Origin of the sequence: Enterococcus sp. 2G9_DIV0600, from assembly GCF_002140615.1 — a bacterium.
Classification (GTDB): domain Bacteria; phylum Bacillota; class Bacilli; order Lactobacillales; family Enterococcaceae; genus Enterococcus_D; species Enterococcus_D innesii.
In genome coordinates this window covers 2,714,120-2,730,399 of the sequence record NZ_NGLL01000001.1, presented here as the reverse complement: position 1 = coordinate 2,730,399, position 16,280 = coordinate 2,714,120, and the positions used below count along the sequence as shown (strand labels likewise).

Genomic DNA, 16,280 nt, shown 5'->3' with positions numbered 1-16,280 from the left:
AAGCTGCTAAACATGAGCCGAAGTAGAAGAGCATCATCAAAATGAACACCAAATGTACTAGAAGAGAAGGAATGGTTATGAGTATCGGGGAAGTAGGGTATATTTTTACAAAGTATTTTATCGTAACAGTGTCTATTCTTACATCAATATATACAAGATCGTCAAAAAGCATTTAGATGAAGCGGAAACAATCGTGATTGCGACCGACAGCGACCGAGAAGGTGAAGCAATCGCCCGCTTGATTATCAACCTTTCGGGAAATAGCCGGAAAACCATTAAACGTTTATGGATCAACTCGCTTGAAACTAGCGAAATCAAAAAAGGATTTCAAAATTTGAAGGACGGACAGGCGTTTTATTCCACTTACAAAGAAGCAGAAACCCGACAAATCGTTGATTGGCTGGTAGGAATCAATCTCACCCGTCTTTACACGCTTTATATGCAGAAAAACGGCATGAGAGGCGTGTTTAGCGTTGGACGCGTCCAAACCCCGACTTTGTTCTTGATTTACCAACGCAACGAAGAAATCAAACATGCATTGGCACTTAAACTCTTATTACTGGAGTTAAATTCATATGATTTTTAATCTGCAAAAAAGTTTATAGCACCGTCGCTTATACCAGAAAATATAACAAACGCCGCATTGTTTTTTGTGCACTTTAATAATCTATTCAACTAAGGAATTAAGCTGGCTGTCAAGAGAGTAATATCGTATCGAATCTCAGGTGGAAATTTTCTGCGGTATCTTTTTTGACTGAAATGACATTAGTGTTTTTTGGGGATTGTGTATGTAAGTATTTTTTAAAATCATTTTAACAAGTTTTGGACAAAAATTCTCATGAAAAAACAGAATTTAAATAGCATGATAAATTAGAGAAGATAGTTTAATGTGCTTATAGGAACACCCCACTTTTACAGTCACAATCAATAACATTGCTACTTTCTTTCGAAATTGATAAGATTCTAAAGGATTGACAACGCTTGATAGTGAGCATAAACTTAATATACGCTAGTTAGTTTACAAGTGCAAACTAAAAAAGTATGATGTGTCATCTCTGAAATTCTCCCTGATTCAAGTCATAACCAGAGTACATATCGGTTATTTTTTGATTCCATATTTTTTCCTTTATGTGCTGAGGATTAAGGGGTACCAATTGTAATTGCGCGTTATATGGTCTTTGTTTAGAATCGCTCTCCAAAAAGCCAATTTTTTGCATAGAATTTTAGATGTGGTACCATTTATTAGAATTATTATAAATAAGAAGTAGGTATCATTGTTTTAGTAAAAAGACTAGGAGGAATGGAAGATGGAAATAGACTACAAGGATCATGGGAAGAAGCCGTATATCATTAATATTGAAGACGCCACCACAGGAAATGATAATTACCGGACGACCATTTGGACAGGCAGTAAACTGCAAGTCACCGTAATGTCCATTCAACCGGGCGATGACATCGGTTTGGAAGTGCACGAAGGCATTGACCAATTTATCCGTATTGAAGAAGGAGAAGGCGTGTGTAAAATGGGGCCTTCTAAAGATAACTTACATGTTCAACAAAAAGTGATGGATGATGACGCCGTATTTGTTCCGGCGGACATGTGGCACAACATCGAAAACACCGGTGATAAGCCGCTCAGACTGTATACCATTTATGCTGGTCCAGATCACCTTGAAGGAACGGTTCACCCTACTCATGAAGACGCCAAAAACGATCCAAACGAACACTGAGGTACACTAGGATGAAACAAAAGCCCTGCACCCGTATGGATGGTCCACTGGTGCAGGGCTTTTTTATAAAGGAGAGATGTGGTATGAGTGATTCATTGTTTCAATTAGAGAAGGTTGGTTTTCAGGCAAACGGAAACCAAATCCTTCAAGATATCTCTTTTACAGTAAACAAAGGGGAAGTGATTGTTTTTTCTGGTCCTTCTGGAAGTGGAAAAAGTACCCTTTTGAAATTAATTGGTACGCTGCTTTCCCCAACTTCCGGAAAAATTTATTATCGAGGTACGGATCTGCAAAAAATCGATCCTGTGGAGTATAGAAAAGAAGTCTCTTATTTCTTTCAAAACGCTTCTCTATTCGATGAGACAGTTCAAGAGAACTTGTCTTTTCCTGCCCGCATAAGAGAAGAAGGATTTGATCGGGAACGTGCAAAAAAATTGTTAGAACGAGTTCAAATACCTGAAACTTACTTATCGAAAGAGGTCAAGGAACTATCAGGAGGGGAAAAACAACGGGTTGCATTGGTCCGAAATTTGATGTATCAACCGAAAGTGTTGCTCCTGGATGAAGTTACCAGTTCATTGGACCAAGAAAACAGAGCGATTGTCCTTGATTTAGTCCGAGACATGATGAAAGACCAACAAACTACGGTGTTGGCCGTCACTCACAACCAGGAAGAAATCGACCAAGCTTCTCGTCTGATTACTATCAAAGGTGGAAAAATGGAGGAATCGAAATGACAAACAATTTGGAAATCAGTAATCTTTCTTTGCTTTTATCCTCTGTCCTCTTGATAGTTGCCTTGTTGATTGATTACAAAGAGAAATTGGGATTAGGAAACGACATTTTTATTGCGGGATTTCGCGCTGTCGTTCAATTATTCCTTATTGGATATGTATTGAGCTACGTATTACGAGTGGATAACAACTTTCTCACTTTAGCGATGGTTTTGTTCATTGTGTTCAACGCTTCTTATAACGCCCATACACGCAGTGAGGGGATCAACCGCTCTTTTAAAATTTCAACGACGGCTATTGGAGTAGGAACAGCCTTGTCCTTACTCATTCTTGTTTTTTCAGGAGTCATTGACTGGTCCCCTTCCCAAATCGTTCCAATTACAGGCATGATTGCCAGCAACGCCATGACTGCGATTGGAGTGACCTATCGGTCTTTGAATTCAAAATTTACGGACCAACGCCAACAGGTATTGGAAAAATTGGCATTGGGAGCCAATAAAAAACAAGCGTCCATGAGTATTGTAAGAGAAAGCGTCAAAACGGGCATGGCTCCTTCTATTGACCGAACAAAAACGGTTGGACTTGTCAGCCTACCAGGTATGATGTCAGGGTTGATTTTTGCGGGAATTGATCCTGTTCAAGCGATTCGTTACCAAATTGTTGTGATGTTTATGTTGATTTCAGTTACTGCGATTTCTTCGTTTATTGCTAGTTATATGGCTTACCGTGAGTTTTATAACAATCGCAGTCAATTAATTATATGATTTGGGATGATACACTACTCTTAAAACCAGTGGTTACAATTTTATGTAGTTAAAAGAAGACCTCACGAGAATAATTACAAAAAGAACTTCATTTTTTAAGGAAGAAGGATATTTTTGTCATCGAATCTTTGGAACGACTAGGGCGAAACTATGATGAAATTTTTTATATAGTGCAGCAACTGGATTGATTGAATCCTTTAATAAGCAAATCAAGAAATACAGCCACCGCAAGGAACAGTTCCAAAATGAAGAGTCGATGGAACGTTTCTTAGTCTCGTCTTTTGATACTCACAACCAAAAATTCCTAGGTCGCAGTCATAAAGGTTTCCAACAGGCCGAAGGCGAGCTCGAACAAATGCTGAGTCAACCGATGGAGAATTAGAAACAATCTACAGTAGGAAAGAACCATTTACACAAAATTATTGACGCTCCCAAGCTAAAACTCCTATTAATCGACCTACTAAAAATAAATAAAAAATTCTTTTCAATTTTTATTTATGGTATGACATAAATAAAGTAAAGTTATTCTTCTAGGTTAATCTTATTAATACTCTTTCTCACTAGTGTTGCATGCAACACTAGTGAGAAAGAGCATTAAATATACTGCAAGGCAAGACATTTGGTAATTGAAGAATAACAAGAAAAAAATAGCAGTCAGGTCTCTTGACAAAGTATAGTTGCTATTCTTTTTTTAGGCCCTACTTTAATGAAATTTTTGTTTGGAGGGAACGACTTCATTCCTTTGATTATTTCAGTTGAATTTAATAGAGAAGCCTGGCGTCTATTAAGAAATACTTTTCTTGATGAGCGTCAATTTTTTTAACGGAAATCTATCCTATACTAAATTCAGTAAAGAAAAAGGAGGAATCAAAGAAAGCTATTTTAAACAAACCAAAATTATAGGAGGAATAAATCATGACTGAAAATAAAGCTACTCAAGAAAGAACACCCCAAGAAAGATTGCAAGAAGAACAAGAACACAAGGAACATGTTCATCATACGAAAATTAATGCAGCGGCCATTGCGGATCATCTTTTAGGCAACATGCATACATTACATGTGAAACTGCACCAATATCACTGGTATGTAAAAGGAGCCAATTTCTTTACGTTGCATGAAAAATTTGAAGAGTGGTATAACGAAAATGAAAAATGGTTCGACAAACTTGCGGAGCGTCTAATTACTTCTGGGCATAAACCTGCTTCGACAACGGTTGAATTTGAAAAATATTCGATGCTTTCGGAAGATGCAGTTAATAAATACGCTAAAGCAGAAGACATGGTTGAAAATATTATCGAGGACTTCAGAAGCACTCGTGACCTAACTATTCGCGCGATTCGTTTAGCTCAAGACGAGGGTGACGATGCTTTAGAAGATACATTGATTGCTTTTAAAAATGACTTAGACAAGAACATTTGGATGCTGCAAGCGTTCATTGGTAAAGAAGCATTAGAAGATGATGACGCTCTTGATGAGGATGAAGATTAAGGTAAAAGTAGAAGCTGATTTAGGGATTGGAATTCTTTCCAGTCCTTTTTCCATTTTCTTGATGTGCATCAATTTTTTTGTAGTAAGAGACTTATATAATAAAAGCAGCGAATATAAACAAAATAAATAAAGGGGGAGAATGAATTGACTAAACATACCCATCATGAAATTGGCGACCACGCAGCCTGTATCCGCTTGGTTCCAATATTCAATCACTTAGAGGATAGCGCGATGAATTACATTGCTGAAAAAGCCCACACGAAACAGTATCAAAAAGGAGAGTTTCTGTTTCGTTCACAAGAAAAAGAGGATACTTTATATATTATCAATCGTGGGAAAATCCGTATTTATCGATTGGCAGACTCTGGCAAAGAGCAGCTAGTGCGGATCTTGAACCCTGGTGATTTCACCGGAGAATGGACCTTGTTCAACCCGGATGCAGTACACGAGGAATATGCCGAAGCAACCCGAGATACCGTTGTCTGTATGATTCAGCAAAAAGATGTTCAAGATTTTCTGGAACAATACCCAGCTATTTCTTTAAAACTATTGGCGGAAATGTCTAAACGGTTAGAAAGTTCAGAACGTCAAACGACACAAGTAGCCTTGGAGAGTGTCATTACCCGTTTAGTTTTGTTTTTGGCAGAAAATGTGGAACCTGAAATGGGCAACTCTCCCACCATCACCCTGCCGATGGAAAAAAAGGACATTGCTTCCTATTTAGGAACGACACCTGAGACCATCAGTCGCAAATTTGGAGAATTGGAGGACGAGGGATTGATTCAACAGCTGTCTGGGAAAAGGATCAAGATTCAGGATTTAGATGATTTATTGCTTTACAGCGAATAATCGGACACACTTTTTTCTACACGTTGGTGTTCTGTCGCTCTTCATTAACAACGGGACAGAACTCAGTGCTTTTGCTTCCATCTGTCCGTTTTTGGCTTTTTTAAGACAGAACGACCTTCATTCATTGGAAAAATAAAAGCACAAACATGATAACCCTCAAGTTTTTTTGTTTTATTTTTCTTTAAGATAGGGTTGTCGAACAAAACGTAAAAATAAGTAGGGGTGAATGTGCATTATTTTTGGGTGATAGTTGCCATCACGTTGTCAGCAGCGGGTGCATTCTTTGTCGTCCCTTTCACCAAGAACACGATTGGCGGCGAAGCAAAAACGTCTAACGTTGTTGAGGCAGATAGGTTAGCTATGGAAAAAGAAGAGGAAGTTGTAAAAGGAGCCGGCGTAATCGGACACGGAAAAGTGGCGTATTACGAAGCGAGTGACCAGGGAGATAAAAGTGTATTTACTGTTTGGTTTCCATGGAGCTTAGCCGGAATCTTGTTCAGCATCACCATGACTAGAATGACGCGAAAAATTGAAGAAATGAGCAAATAGAATGGAATTCGTATTAGGCGTTTTGAATCCCCATGCGGTGGAGATTGGTTCTGTTGTGATTCATTGGTATGGAGTCATTATTGCAGCGGGCATATTAGCGGCTCTCCAGTTGAGCACCAAGGAAGCAAAGAAAAAAGGACTGGAAGAGGATACCATTATCGATATGGCCTTATGGGCAATTCCGATTGGACTCCTCGGCGCTCGGCTTTATTATGTGTTATTTGAACTTGGTTATTATCTGCAAAATCCAGGACAAATCCTTGCGATTTGGAATGGCGGCATTGCGATTTATGGGGGATTGATTGCAGGAGGGGGTACGCTATATTGGTATGCAAAGAAAAAAGGTACTTCTTTGGCACTCGTTCTTGATATCTTAGCGCCCAATGTATTGTTAGCCCAGTCCATTGGTCGTTGGGGCAATTTTATGAATCAGGAAGCTCATGGTGGACCGGTTACTCGTCAATTCTTGGAAAATCTTTATTTATCTGAATTTATCATTGAACAAATGAATATCAATGGTACCTACTACCATCCGACTTTTTTATACGAGTCATTGTGGAGTTTGTTGGGCTTTGTCCTCATCGTCACTATACAGAACCGAAAACAGCTTTTGCGTCAAGGAGAAGTCGCTTTGAGTTACGTTTTGTGGTACTCAGTGGGTCGGTTCTTCATTGAAGGTATGCGAACGGACAGTTTATGGATTGGCGAGTGGATCCGCGTTTCGCAAGCCTTGTCTCTGGCCCTGTTTATTGGCGCGATTGTAGTATGGTTTATACGCAGACAAGATTATCCACCAATTTCTTATTATTCTGATGGCAATAAGGGGCAGAAAAAGACTATTAAGATGGTGAATTGAGCAAAAAGATAAAAAGAAGTGCAAAACTTGATATGCGTCAATTTTCGTTTGCTAAAAGTGAGCTATACTACAGTTGTAAAGAGGAAAAGGCAGTGTTCATTAATCTGCTGCCGATAAAATAAAAACACATAAAGGAGATAGGAATTATGGAAAAAGCTATATTGCAATTAGAAACGTTGTCTTGTCCAAGTTGTATGCAAAAAATTGAAGGTGCCGTGAAATCAGTTAACGGTATTGATAAAGACAGCATTAAAGTATTATTCAACTCCAGCAAAGTCAAAACCAATTTTGATTCAGCTGTCACTTCGATTGAAGAGATTCAAAAAGCTATCGAAAACGTAGGCTATCCGGTCCTTAAAGCAAAAGTCAAGGCCGCTTAACAGATTAAATGAACTAGGCAATTCTGGAAGAAAAGCTATTTTTCCAGGATTGCTTTTTTTGTTGCAATCCGATTCGAGGTGCTTAGAAACGATAAAAGAGAACTTTCTAAACTTGATGTCAGTCAATTAATTACTTAGGCAATTATCTTATACTGTGTTTATCAATAAAAGAGAAATTAAATTTGGAGGGAAAAAGCATGCAACAATATATATTAAGCAAGAAAAATGTTATCACCGTCATCAGTGGATTGTTAATCGTACTCGGTTTCTTCAGTCACTTTGTTTTAGAAAACGTAGGACTTTCAGAGTGGTCTTTGATCATCGCCTCTGTCTTTGGGATTACGCCAATTGCCATTCAAGCGTTTCAAGCAATGAAAGTCAAAGTCATCAGTATTGATGTCTTAGTCAGTATTGCAGCGATTGGTGCGCTTTTTATTCAAAATTATGAAGAATCGGCTATTGTCACGTTCTTATTCTTATTCGGACATTACTTGGAACAACGAACATTGAACCAAACGCGATCTGCTATCAAAGAATTGACTGAAATGGCACCCGAAAGCGCCTTGAAACAAATGGATAATGGCGAATTTGAAGAAGTAGAAGTGGATGATACAGATGAAGGGGATATCTTGCTCGTTAAAACGGGTGCGAAAGTTCCAGTAGATGGCATAGTCCTTACGGGTGAAGGGCATATCAATGAAGCTAGCATTACAGGTGAAGCTGTTCCAGTCAACAAGCTAGCTGATGCAGAAGTTTTTGCAGGAACCATTTTAGAAAACGGAACGATTCAAATCAGAGCTGACCGAGTTGGTGAGGACACCACATTTGGAAAAATTATTGAACTCGTGGAAGAAGCACAAGATTCTAAATCCGAAGCGGAACGGTTCATTGATCGCTTTTCTAAATACTACACACCAGCTGTCTTGGTTCTGGCAATTGTTGTATGGGCGTTCAGTCAAAATATTGAGTTAGCAATCACCATCTTGGTTCTAGGTTGCCCAGGCGCATTAGTTATCGGAGTGCCTGTCTCAAACGTTGCCGGTATCGGGAATGGTGCTCGTAACGGTGTTCTTTTAAAAGGGAGTGAAGTCATTCAAGACTTCAGCAATGTGGATACAATTGTATTTGATAAGACAGGTACTTTAACTGTCGGAAACCCAACCGTTGCAGCGACTGAACTGTATGAAAAAGATTCTGCTGAAACGCTTGGCTATCTGGCCAGTGTGGAACGGGAATCAGATCATCCATTAGCAAAAGCGGTCTTAAATCAAATTGGAGAAACAAATTTTTATCCTGTTGAAGGAACTGAAGTCGTGAAAGGCGGCGGAATCGTTTCAAGTGTAGCTGGACATAGAGTGGCTGTTGGGAATGTGGCCTTGATGGAAAAAGAAAATGTCACTCTCAGCAAAAAAGTGCAAAAAGATGTCAAACGGTTTGAACAACAAGGGAACTCTCTCGTTTTGACAGCGGTCGACGGTGAATTAAAAGTACTGATGGGCATTCGCGATCAAGTCCGTCCGGGTGTGAAAGCTAATTTGCAGGAATTAAAAGACTTGGGCGTGAAAAATCTAGTCGTTCTTTCAGGAGATAACCAAGGAACCGTTGATGTGGTCGCCGGCGAACTTGGTTTGACCGAAGCTCACGGCCACATGTTGCCGGAAGACAAATCGGCTTATATCGGAAAACTTCAACAACGTGGTCAAATTGTAGCCTTTGTTGGAGATGGCGTTAACGATAGTCCGTCCTTAGCTTTAGCAGACATTGGAATCGCAATGGGAAGCGGAACGGACGTAGCGATTGAAACATCCGATGTCGTTTTAATGAACTCGAACTTCAGCAACTTGCCTCACGCATTAGGATTAGTAAAAGCCACCGCAAATAATATGAAACAAAATATCGTGATTTCAATTGGAGTAGTGTTGGTCTTGTTGACCAGCGTCTTCTTCAGCGAATGGATGAATATGTCTATCGGAATGTTGGTTCATGAAGGTAGTATCTTGGTGGTAATTTTCAATGGCATGAGATTAATGAAGTATAAGTTGAAAGGTCGAAAAGAACAAAAAGAAGTATCAGCACCTGCAGAGAAAGTAAAAATATCTTAAGAATAAATTAGAAGAGGCTGAGACAATAGTCCATCCTTGAAATGACAAAAGCGGAAACTCAGATTTTTAAATCTGGGATTTTCCGCTTTTTTGAGTTCTTGAAAAAAAAAGAAGAGTATTGTATTAACGGCAGTTGATCGTAAGTTAATTATTTTAATGGGAATCCGTGACCAAGTTCGAGCAGGTGTTAAACAAGACCTACAAAAATTAAAATCACTTGGTGTTAAAAATCTCACTGTATTATCAGGGGATAATCAAGGCACAGTTAATTTAGTTAAAAAGGAGCTAGGATTATCCGAGGCTCATGGCGATATGTTACCTGAGGACAAGCAAGCGTTTCTAAAAGAAAGACAGTCTACTGGTGAAATTATTGCTTTTATTGGTGATGGTGTGAACGATAGCCCTTCTCTAGCTACTGCAGAAGTAGGGATTGCTATGGGAAATGGGACAGATGTGGCTATTGAAAGTTCAGATATTGTTCTAATGAATTCCAATTTTAATCGTCTCCCCCATGCTTTAGGTTTAGCTAAAGGGACATATGCGAATATGAGACAAAATATTCTAATTGCTGTTGGTGTGGTGATAATATTATTGGTTAGTTTAATATTTAGTGAATGGATGTCTATGTCGATAGGTATGTTAGTTCATGAGGCAAGTATTTTAGTAGTTATTTTAAATGCAATGAGATTAAGAAGATATCAATTAAGATAATTGATCTATGTCAATTATCTTAAAAGAAATGTCCTGTATAATTTATTTAAAGGAGTGATAGATATGACTAAAGCAACATTAAAATTAGAAACATTAACTTGTCCATCATGTTTACAAAAAATTGAAAGTGGTTTAAAACAGACAGCTGGTGTAGAAAAAGATTCTGTAAAAGTACTGTTCAATGCAAGTAAGGTAAAAGTAGATTTTGATGAAGAACAAGTCAATTTGAGTACAATTGAAAGAGCTATTGAAAACCTAGGATATTCAGTTATTAGTTCAAAAGTAAAGGAAGGTGTATAAAATGACAACAGTAAATGAAAGACAAGAAAAATTAGCTGCTGAAAAAGCATATAAAGAACACATTTATCATACCAAGATTAATGCTGTAGCTGTCACGGATCATATACTTGCTAATATCCATACCTTACATGTAAAATTACATCAATATCATTGGTATGTAAAAGGCACAAATTTCTATTCATTGCATAGTGTTTTTGAGAATTTATACAATGAGAATGAGACATGGTTTGATAAGATTGCAGAACGTTTACTAGCTTCAGGATTTAAGCCAGCTTCAACAACTACTGAATTTCAGGAATTTACAATAATTTCTGAAGATCCGTCTGAAAAATATTATTCTGCTGAAGAAATGGTCATACAGTTAGTAGAAGATTTTAGGACTAATCGTGAATTTACCGTTCGTGCAATGCGTTTAGCACAAGAAGAAGCAGATGATGCATTAGAAGATTTACTAATTAGTTATAAAGGTTACTTAGATATCAATATTTGGCAACTTCAAGCCTTTGTTAACAAGGATGCGTTAGAAGATGATGACTATATAGATAACGATTAATTAGGAGGAAAGCTGTATGGCACACCATCACCACGATAGTCATATAGATTGTATACGTTTAGTTCCGATTTTTAATCACCTAAATGAAGAACAAATGAGTTTAATTGCGCAATCAGCGCAAGAAGTACATTATGCAAAGAATGCGTTGTTATTTGGAAATGGTGATAAAGATGACACACTTTATATTATAAATAATGGGCGTGTACGTGTTTATAACTTAAATGAATCTGGTCGTGAACAAACTGTACGCATATTAAATCCTGGTGATTTTATGGGAGAAGTGGCTATTTTTCAAACTGAAAGTTACCATTCTAATTATGCTGAAGCAATATCAGAAGTGAGTATATGTAGAATTCATAAAAAGGATATGGATGACTATTTAGGCGCTTACCCAGAAATTATGAGAAGAATACTATCAGATGTTACGAAACGTTTACAGGTATCAGAAAAGCAAACGATGCAGGTTGGTATGGAGCAAGTAGAGTCTCGTATTATTGATTTTCTATCAGAATACGTTGAAGATGAAGAAAACCATACTTATGTGACTTTACCAATGTCGAAAAAAGATCTAGCCTCGTACTTGGGTACAACCCCAGAAACAATAAGTCGTAAGTTCTCATCATTGGAAGAGAGAGGTTTAATTAAACAGCATACTCAAAAATATGTTGAGATATTTGATTTAGATAAGTTATTATTTGCATCAAGTTAAGTTAAATGGTTCTGTGTCAAATAGTATTGGTCACCAACACTATTTATCATAGAACCCAATTTTTTAGTACAATGATCCATGGTGATATCCTTTCTTGGTGTAGTTTTGTTTTAGAAGCCTAGAAAGTCAGCATAATTATCAATCTCATTTTCGTAAATATAAGTGGCAATATCTTTCATCACACTTATTTTATTTGTTTTCGTTAATTCAAAATAACTTTCAACATCAGCACCACCATGACCAACTATTTCATCACGTGAATATTGATATTTTTCAGGATTATCCAAATGAATAAAATATCTAATCATTCCACGTCCTGAACCAACTTTTTGTGGTGCAGGCACATTCAAAGGTTCAATAATTTTCTCAACTGCTTTTAACGTAATCGGCCCATCAGCCGATAACATTACATGCCAATGCGGTTTTTTGATCGTTCCATCAGGATTGAAATCTTTATCATGCAAGGGACTTTCAATCCAACGCATATGCGTTTCGTCTAAAATCTCTCGCCAATTTTTTGGCGCACTCTCTGGATACACAATAAATGCCCAAACTCTTTCACTTCACTGACAACACATTCTACTAGCGTTTTTATCTGTTCAGCCGTTACACTCTTAGATTTCTCAAAGAAAGCCGTAAAACCTCTGTAAATGCCCTTAATTTCGTTTTTAAGCGACTTATTCTCTTTTTCTAAATCTTCAATTGTTTCAATATTCCGATTACTCTTACGCACTAAATCATTGTATTCTTTCACTAATTCGCTATATTTCCCTTTAACTTTAGTGATTTCTTTAGGTAAATCAGTTTCCACATATTTCTTTAATCGCTCATTTGAGCTATATAAATCTTCATAGCCTTGTATTAAAGCATTTAATTTATCTTTAGGAATAATCACATTTCCTGTTTTACGTTCTTCATTTTTCATAAATTCATGTCGCAACTTACCAATATCAATGGTTTCGCCACTTGGTACTTTGACCGTTTTCGTTTCGTCTTTTAAATCTAAACTCTCTTTCTTGATTGTTGGTGTTTTATCGTTCGATAACGCTAAAACTTCTGACTTCCGCTGTTCCAGCGTGGTAGTCATCTCTTTCAATTCGTCTTTCGCCTTTTTATATTCAGACACAGTTAAATTTTTACGCTCTGACCCTTTTTCGCCACGTTCAAGGTTAAACCCTCGCTCTTGCAAGTACGTTGGCAACTCGTCTTGTACCGCCTGAAAGGCTTGTCGATTAAAGACTGTCTTTGCAGATAGCTTATGTTCAGCGTTAAATGGCACAATCCCTAAGTGCATATGAGGTGTCGTTTCGTCCAAGTGAACTTGAGCGTAACGAATATTATTATCGCCAAATTTTTCAGCGAAGTAATCTTTCGCCTGTTCGAAAAAATCTTTAATTTCTTTATCGTCTTTATCTTTAAAAAATTGGTTGTCAGAAGTTATGATCCATTCGTTTATTAATACAGCATCTTTTCTGACGGCATGACTACTTGATTTGTTATCGTTAATAAATTGCTGAATATCCGTTTTGTAATTGTCTGTGCGATTGACCAAATCATAATTCAAATACGAGCGTTCCGTATCAATATCTTTGTTTGAATGATTGTCAGCTAACCGTTGATTATGATTACCCATTCCGACTAAATTTCCAGCTTTCATCTTTTGCATTCTTGCGACTAAATAACTCATCATAAGTCCTCCATTCTTTGGTTTGGCGAATTAGCGGTAAAAAAACGTATCTGAGGTTTGAGGTTAGGATTCAAAAAAATATAAGAAAAGCCCCATTTAAGGGGCTTTTTTATCTATAAAATAAAGTTCAGAAAAGTCTCAATCGTGCCACTTTCATACATGATGTATAGTCCAAGTGGAATGAATACTAAGGGCACAATGATTCGCTCGTATTTTTCAATTGTCTCGGATATTAACGGAATAGAAGATAGCACCCGACTAAGCTCGCAAAAGATAATTATGCCGATTGCAAACACAAGCAACGCCACGAGGGTCTGTGACCAATCTAACGAAGCAAAATAAGGTATATAGATACCTAAATTATCTCCGCCAGACGCAATTGTCAGCAATGTGACTGTCCAAAACAGTTGATTTGCCTTGCTTTGTTCTAATCTTTCAATAATTTCTTCCTCTTCTTCTTCCTCACCTTCTCCAACAATTGCAAAGCGAATCCCTAAATAGATAGGGATTAAACCAAGCAATCCAACCATCCATGCTTCAGGCACGAAATTGACGACATAAGCAGCAACTAAACTCGCCCCTACAAGTAAGCCAGTTCCTAGATATTGCCCCGCATAAATATGCCATTTCTGTTTATTCTGTGATAGCTGTGCAAATAAAATAATTAAAATAATTAAATAATCGATACTGGTGGAAATATAAACACCAATAGCAGATATGATTGTCTGTCCCATAAAAAAACCTCCTGTATTAGTCAGTAATAAATCAGCAGATTTTAGGAGAGCACAGACACATTAATTTAGCTATCGCTAATGGGTAATGTCGAACGTAGGAAAGCATTTTACTCCTCCTCAAAACGTAGTTACAAAGTAATTTCTAACTGGAATTCGGTGACTACTTCCTTGTAAAGTATAACCCACTATACTTTACAAGGTAAAGTGTGGGCTCTCCGAGGGGTCTTGCAGACGGCTCTGTCGGCTCTTTTGAGCCGAGTATCAGCGCACCCTTATGGTGCATTTAGCTGATACCTGTTTGACGTTTTGCTACTCTACCTTTTCGGTAGGTATGCAAACCTCAAACCAAAATAAAAACCCCCTTCGACTTTCGTCAGGGGGCTTTTATATTTAAGTGCATTTAATTTTGAAGATTACCCCCAAAATATAGACCAAAAACATCGATATTATTATTAATGGTTTGATGAAAACGAGTGATATTTTTGAACGTAAATTCATCACTATGATTTTCAAAGTATCTTCTTAACTGAATAATATTTTTTAAATCATTATCTGCAACAACAGTTAATAATTCATCTTTAAATTTACCAGTCATCTCTCAAAAATCTCCTAGCTATTTTTCTTCTTTAACCACATACCGTCAATCATCTTGTTGATTGCTAAAGTATTATTATTAATTGCCACGTCAAACCATTCATCTGATTTTTGAATACAAATCATTAAAAATTGTAATTATTATATTGATTTTTGGGATTCTTTTCCAGCTGGAATGGACGAGTTAGCGAAAATTTTTAGAATGGTTGTCATGGGTGAAGATACCGTAAAAGGAATTGCATTAACTATGGAAATATTGCGGATGCTGCGACTATAGCTAAAGAAGCCTTAGAGGCGTTCTGTGACTTACTACAAGAAGAAGGAAAAGGTTGCTTTAAAGATCCAGAAAAAATTGCCAAATCATTCAACGTGCATTTACCATGAGTTATCGTTTAGGTAGACTTGCACAAGAATCCATCAATGTCGTTCTAAGTGTTCTTGTACGTGAAATTCGTGCGCTTGAAAAGAACATCAAAGACTTGGAAAAGCAATCAAGCAATTATTTGTCGGCATTCGAGAATATCAATATTTGCCCGGTGTTCCAGGTATTGGAAAGGTGTACTCCACTTAATTAATCGTTGAAATCGGTCAAATTGAACGATTGGAAAATCAAACCAAAATTTCTGATATCGAAAAGACGATTCAGTTGATTGAATCGAAAATTGACGAACTAAAAAAAGGTGTGTGAGATAGCATGTCAAAGAAACGAATTCCGGTATTTTTAGACACGGAACATGAAGATGCTTTGAAAGAATTAAAAACCTATCTGCCCGTTGACGAGGATATTAAAGACAGTCCGATGATTCGATATGCACTACTTGAATTACTTAATCGGGTGAGAAAAGAAATAAATTTCGAAAAAAAAGTATTGGATTCTTTGTCATTATTAGAGATTATGACCAATGCAAAATTGGAGCAAGATCATACCAAAATACAAGAACTTTTTTCTTCTGATGTTTATCAAGAAGCAGTCACAATGAGTAAGAAAGTTGTTCGAAATAAGAACTATCGCTTCAAAAATAGGAAGGACGAATCAAAGAAAGAAGAAAAGAAAAAGGTCAAATCTGTTCAAGAAGATGTCAAAAAAGAACGTGATTTTAATGATATTGTTTCCCAATATTTACCAAAATAATTGAGGGTTGATGATGCCACCTAGGTGCCATCGGTAGTGGTATCTGGGTTTCACTAAAAAAGCCTCAATGATATCACTTTGAAATCTCTTAAAACTCAATAGGCACAGCCTATTTTCCACCTTCTAACTAGAAGGTGGGGGTATCTACCTTATGCTCTTTCATTGTTCTAACTCTTTTAGGCACTCACAAGATTCATAATGATTAAATAGCTGGAGGTTTTCTCATGCCAAGATTTACTTTAATAATTGAAAACGAGCCATTGGTTGCGTACCTCGAACAGCGAGCTAAGAAACAAACCTTTAATACAGGAAAGAAAGTCACTCGAAACGAAGTGATCAATCAGATTCTTCAAAATGAAATGATCAATGACCTAACGAATAAGAATGACGATCCTAGTCAATCATTTG

Annotated in this window: 16 protein-coding genes and 6 pseudogenes; 18 read left to right on the top strand and 4 right to left on the bottom strand. The window is 37.2% G+C overall.

Annotated elements, in window-relative coordinates; all coding sequences use genetic code 11:
* Window positions 1-193 precede the first annotated feature (193 nt).
* The 15 genes and pseudogenes from A5870_RS13090 to A5870_RS13020 form a co-directional block, all read left to right on the top strand.
* Window positions 194-535 (top strand): annotated as a pseudogene (locus A5870_RS13090) (DNA topoisomerase); the annotation flags it as partial.
* A 772-nt stretch (window positions 536-1,307) separates the two neighbouring features.
* A complete protein-coding gene (locus A5870_RS13085) occupies window positions 1,308-1,730 on the top strand; it encodes a cupin domain-containing protein (protein WP_002307506.1) in 423 nt (140 codons plus the stop codon).
* A gap of 83 nt (window positions 1,731-1,813) precedes the next feature.
* Window positions 1,814-2,467 carry an ABC transporter ATP-binding protein gene (locus A5870_RS13080; RefSeq protein WP_002307505.1) on the top strand — a complete coding sequence of 218 codons (654 nt, stop codon included), beginning with the start codon at window positions 1,814-1,816 and terminating at the stop codon, window positions 2,465-2,467.
* Window positions 2,464-3,228, top strand: coding sequence for an ABC transporter permease (locus tag A5870_RS13075; RefSeq protein ID WP_086293263.1), 765 nt, complete (start codon window positions 2,464-2,466; stop codon window positions 3,226-3,228). Before A5870_RS13080 ends, A5870_RS13075 begins: the two co-directional genes overlap by 4 nt.
* Before the next feature lie 175 nt (window positions 3,229-3,403).
* Window positions 3,404-3,610: pseudogene (locus tag A5870_RS13070) on the top strand (IS256 family transposase); the annotation flags it as partial.
* 533 nt (window positions 3,611-4,143) lie between these two features.
* On the top strand, window positions 4,144-4,716 hold the full coding sequence (locus tag A5870_RS13065) for a Dps family protein (RefSeq protein ID WP_086293261.1): 573 nt from the start codon (window positions 4,144-4,146) through the stop codon (window positions 4,714-4,716).
* Window positions 4,717-4,860: 144 nt separating this feature from the next.
* Window positions 4,861-5,565 carry a Crp/Fnr family transcriptional regulator gene (locus A5870_RS13060; protein WP_003125436.1) on the top strand — a complete coding sequence of 235 codons (705 nt, stop codon included), beginning with the start codon at window positions 4,861-4,863 and terminating at the stop codon, window positions 5,563-5,565.
* 228 nt (window positions 5,566-5,793) lie between these two features.
* Window positions 5,794-6,131: pseudogene (locus tag A5870_RS13055) on the top strand (hypothetical protein).
* Window positions 6,116-6,970: a prolipoprotein diacylglyceryl transferase gene (lgt, locus tag A5870_RS13050; RefSeq protein WP_086293259.1), complete on the top strand. Its 855-nt coding sequence runs from the start codon at window positions 6,116-6,118 to the stop codon at window positions 6,968-6,970. The pseudogene A5870_RS13055 and the gene lgt overlap by 16 nt, the downstream one beginning before the upstream one ends.
* Window positions 6,971-7,116: 146 nt before the next feature.
* Window positions 7,117-7,350: a heavy-metal-associated domain-containing protein gene (locus tag A5870_RS13045; protein WP_003103602.1), complete on the top strand. Its 234-nt coding sequence runs from the start codon at window positions 7,117-7,119 to the stop codon at window positions 7,348-7,350.
* 197 nt (window positions 7,351-7,547) lie between these two features.
* Window positions 7,548-9,452, top strand: a complete 1,905-nt coding sequence (locus tag A5870_RS13040; RefSeq protein ID WP_086293257.1) for a heavy metal translocating P-type ATPase — start codon at window positions 7,548-7,550, stop codon at window positions 9,450-9,452.
* A gap of 102 nt (window positions 9,453-9,554) precedes the next feature.
* Window positions 9,555-10,163 (top strand): annotated as a pseudogene (locus A5870_RS13035) (HAD-IC family P-type ATPase); the annotation flags it as partial.
* A 63-nt stretch (window positions 10,164-10,226) separates the two neighbouring features.
* Window positions 10,227-10,463, top strand: a complete 237-nt coding sequence (locus A5870_RS13030; protein WP_005225223.1) for a heavy-metal-associated domain-containing protein — start codon at window positions 10,227-10,229, stop codon at window positions 10,461-10,463.
* Between the two features lies 1 nt (window position 10,464).
* Window positions 10,465-11,016, top strand: coding sequence for a Dps family protein (locus A5870_RS13025; protein WP_086293253.1), 552 nt, complete (start codon window positions 10,465-10,467; stop codon window positions 11,014-11,016).
* A gap of 16 nt (window positions 11,017-11,032) precedes the next feature.
* Complete coding sequence (locus A5870_RS13020; RefSeq protein ID WP_086293251.1) at window positions 11,033-11,725, top strand: Crp/Fnr family transcriptional regulator; 693 nt, start codon at window positions 11,033-11,035, stop codon at window positions 11,723-11,725.
* A 110-nt stretch (window positions 11,726-11,835) separates the two neighbouring features.
* Here A5870_RS13020 and A5870_RS13015 read toward each other — a convergent pair whose 3' ends face one another.
* The 4 genes from A5870_RS13015 to A5870_RS13000 form a co-directional block, all read right to left on the bottom strand.
* A complete protein-coding gene (locus A5870_RS13015) occupies window positions 11,836-12,264 on the bottom strand; it encodes a replication protein (RefSeq protein ID WP_206902100.1) in 429 nt (142 codons plus the stop codon).
* A complete protein-coding gene (gene mobV / locus A5870_RS13010) occupies window positions 12,222-13,412 on the bottom strand; it encodes a MobV family relaxase (RefSeq protein ID WP_086293248.1) in 1,191 nt (396 codons plus the stop codon). The genes A5870_RS13015 and mobV overlap by 43 nt, the downstream gene beginning before the upstream one ends.
* Before the next feature lie 113 nt (window positions 13,413-13,525).
* Window positions 13,526-14,146 carry a CadD family cadmium resistance transporter gene (locus A5870_RS13005; protein WP_005237707.1) on the bottom strand — a complete coding sequence of 207 codons (621 nt, stop codon included), beginning with the start codon at window positions 14,144-14,146 and terminating at the stop codon, window positions 13,526-13,528.
* A gap of 400 nt (window positions 14,147-14,546) precedes the next feature.
* The gene (locus A5870_RS13000; protein WP_086293246.1) at window positions 14,547-14,741 is read right to left on the bottom strand and encodes a hypothetical protein; all 195 of its coding nucleotides are present in this window, start codon (window positions 14,739-14,741) and stop codon (window positions 14,547-14,549) included.
* A 272-nt stretch (window positions 14,742-15,013) separates the two neighbouring features.
* Here A5870_RS13000 and A5870_RS17815 point away from each other — a divergent pair.
* The 3 genes and pseudogenes from A5870_RS17815 to A5870_RS12985 all read left to right on the top strand — a co-directional run.
* Window positions 15,014-15,308 (top strand): annotated as a pseudogene (locus tag A5870_RS17815) (IS110 family transposase); the annotation flags it as partial.
* Between the two features lie 126 nt (window positions 15,309-15,434).
* Window positions 15,435-15,872, top strand: coding sequence for a hypothetical protein (locus A5870_RS17410; protein ID WP_170924071.1), 438 nt, complete (start codon window positions 15,435-15,437; stop codon window positions 15,870-15,872).
* A gap of 224 nt (window positions 15,873-16,096) precedes the next feature.
* A pseudogene (locus A5870_RS12985) lies at window positions 16,097-16,280 on the top strand (hypothetical protein); the annotation flags it as partial.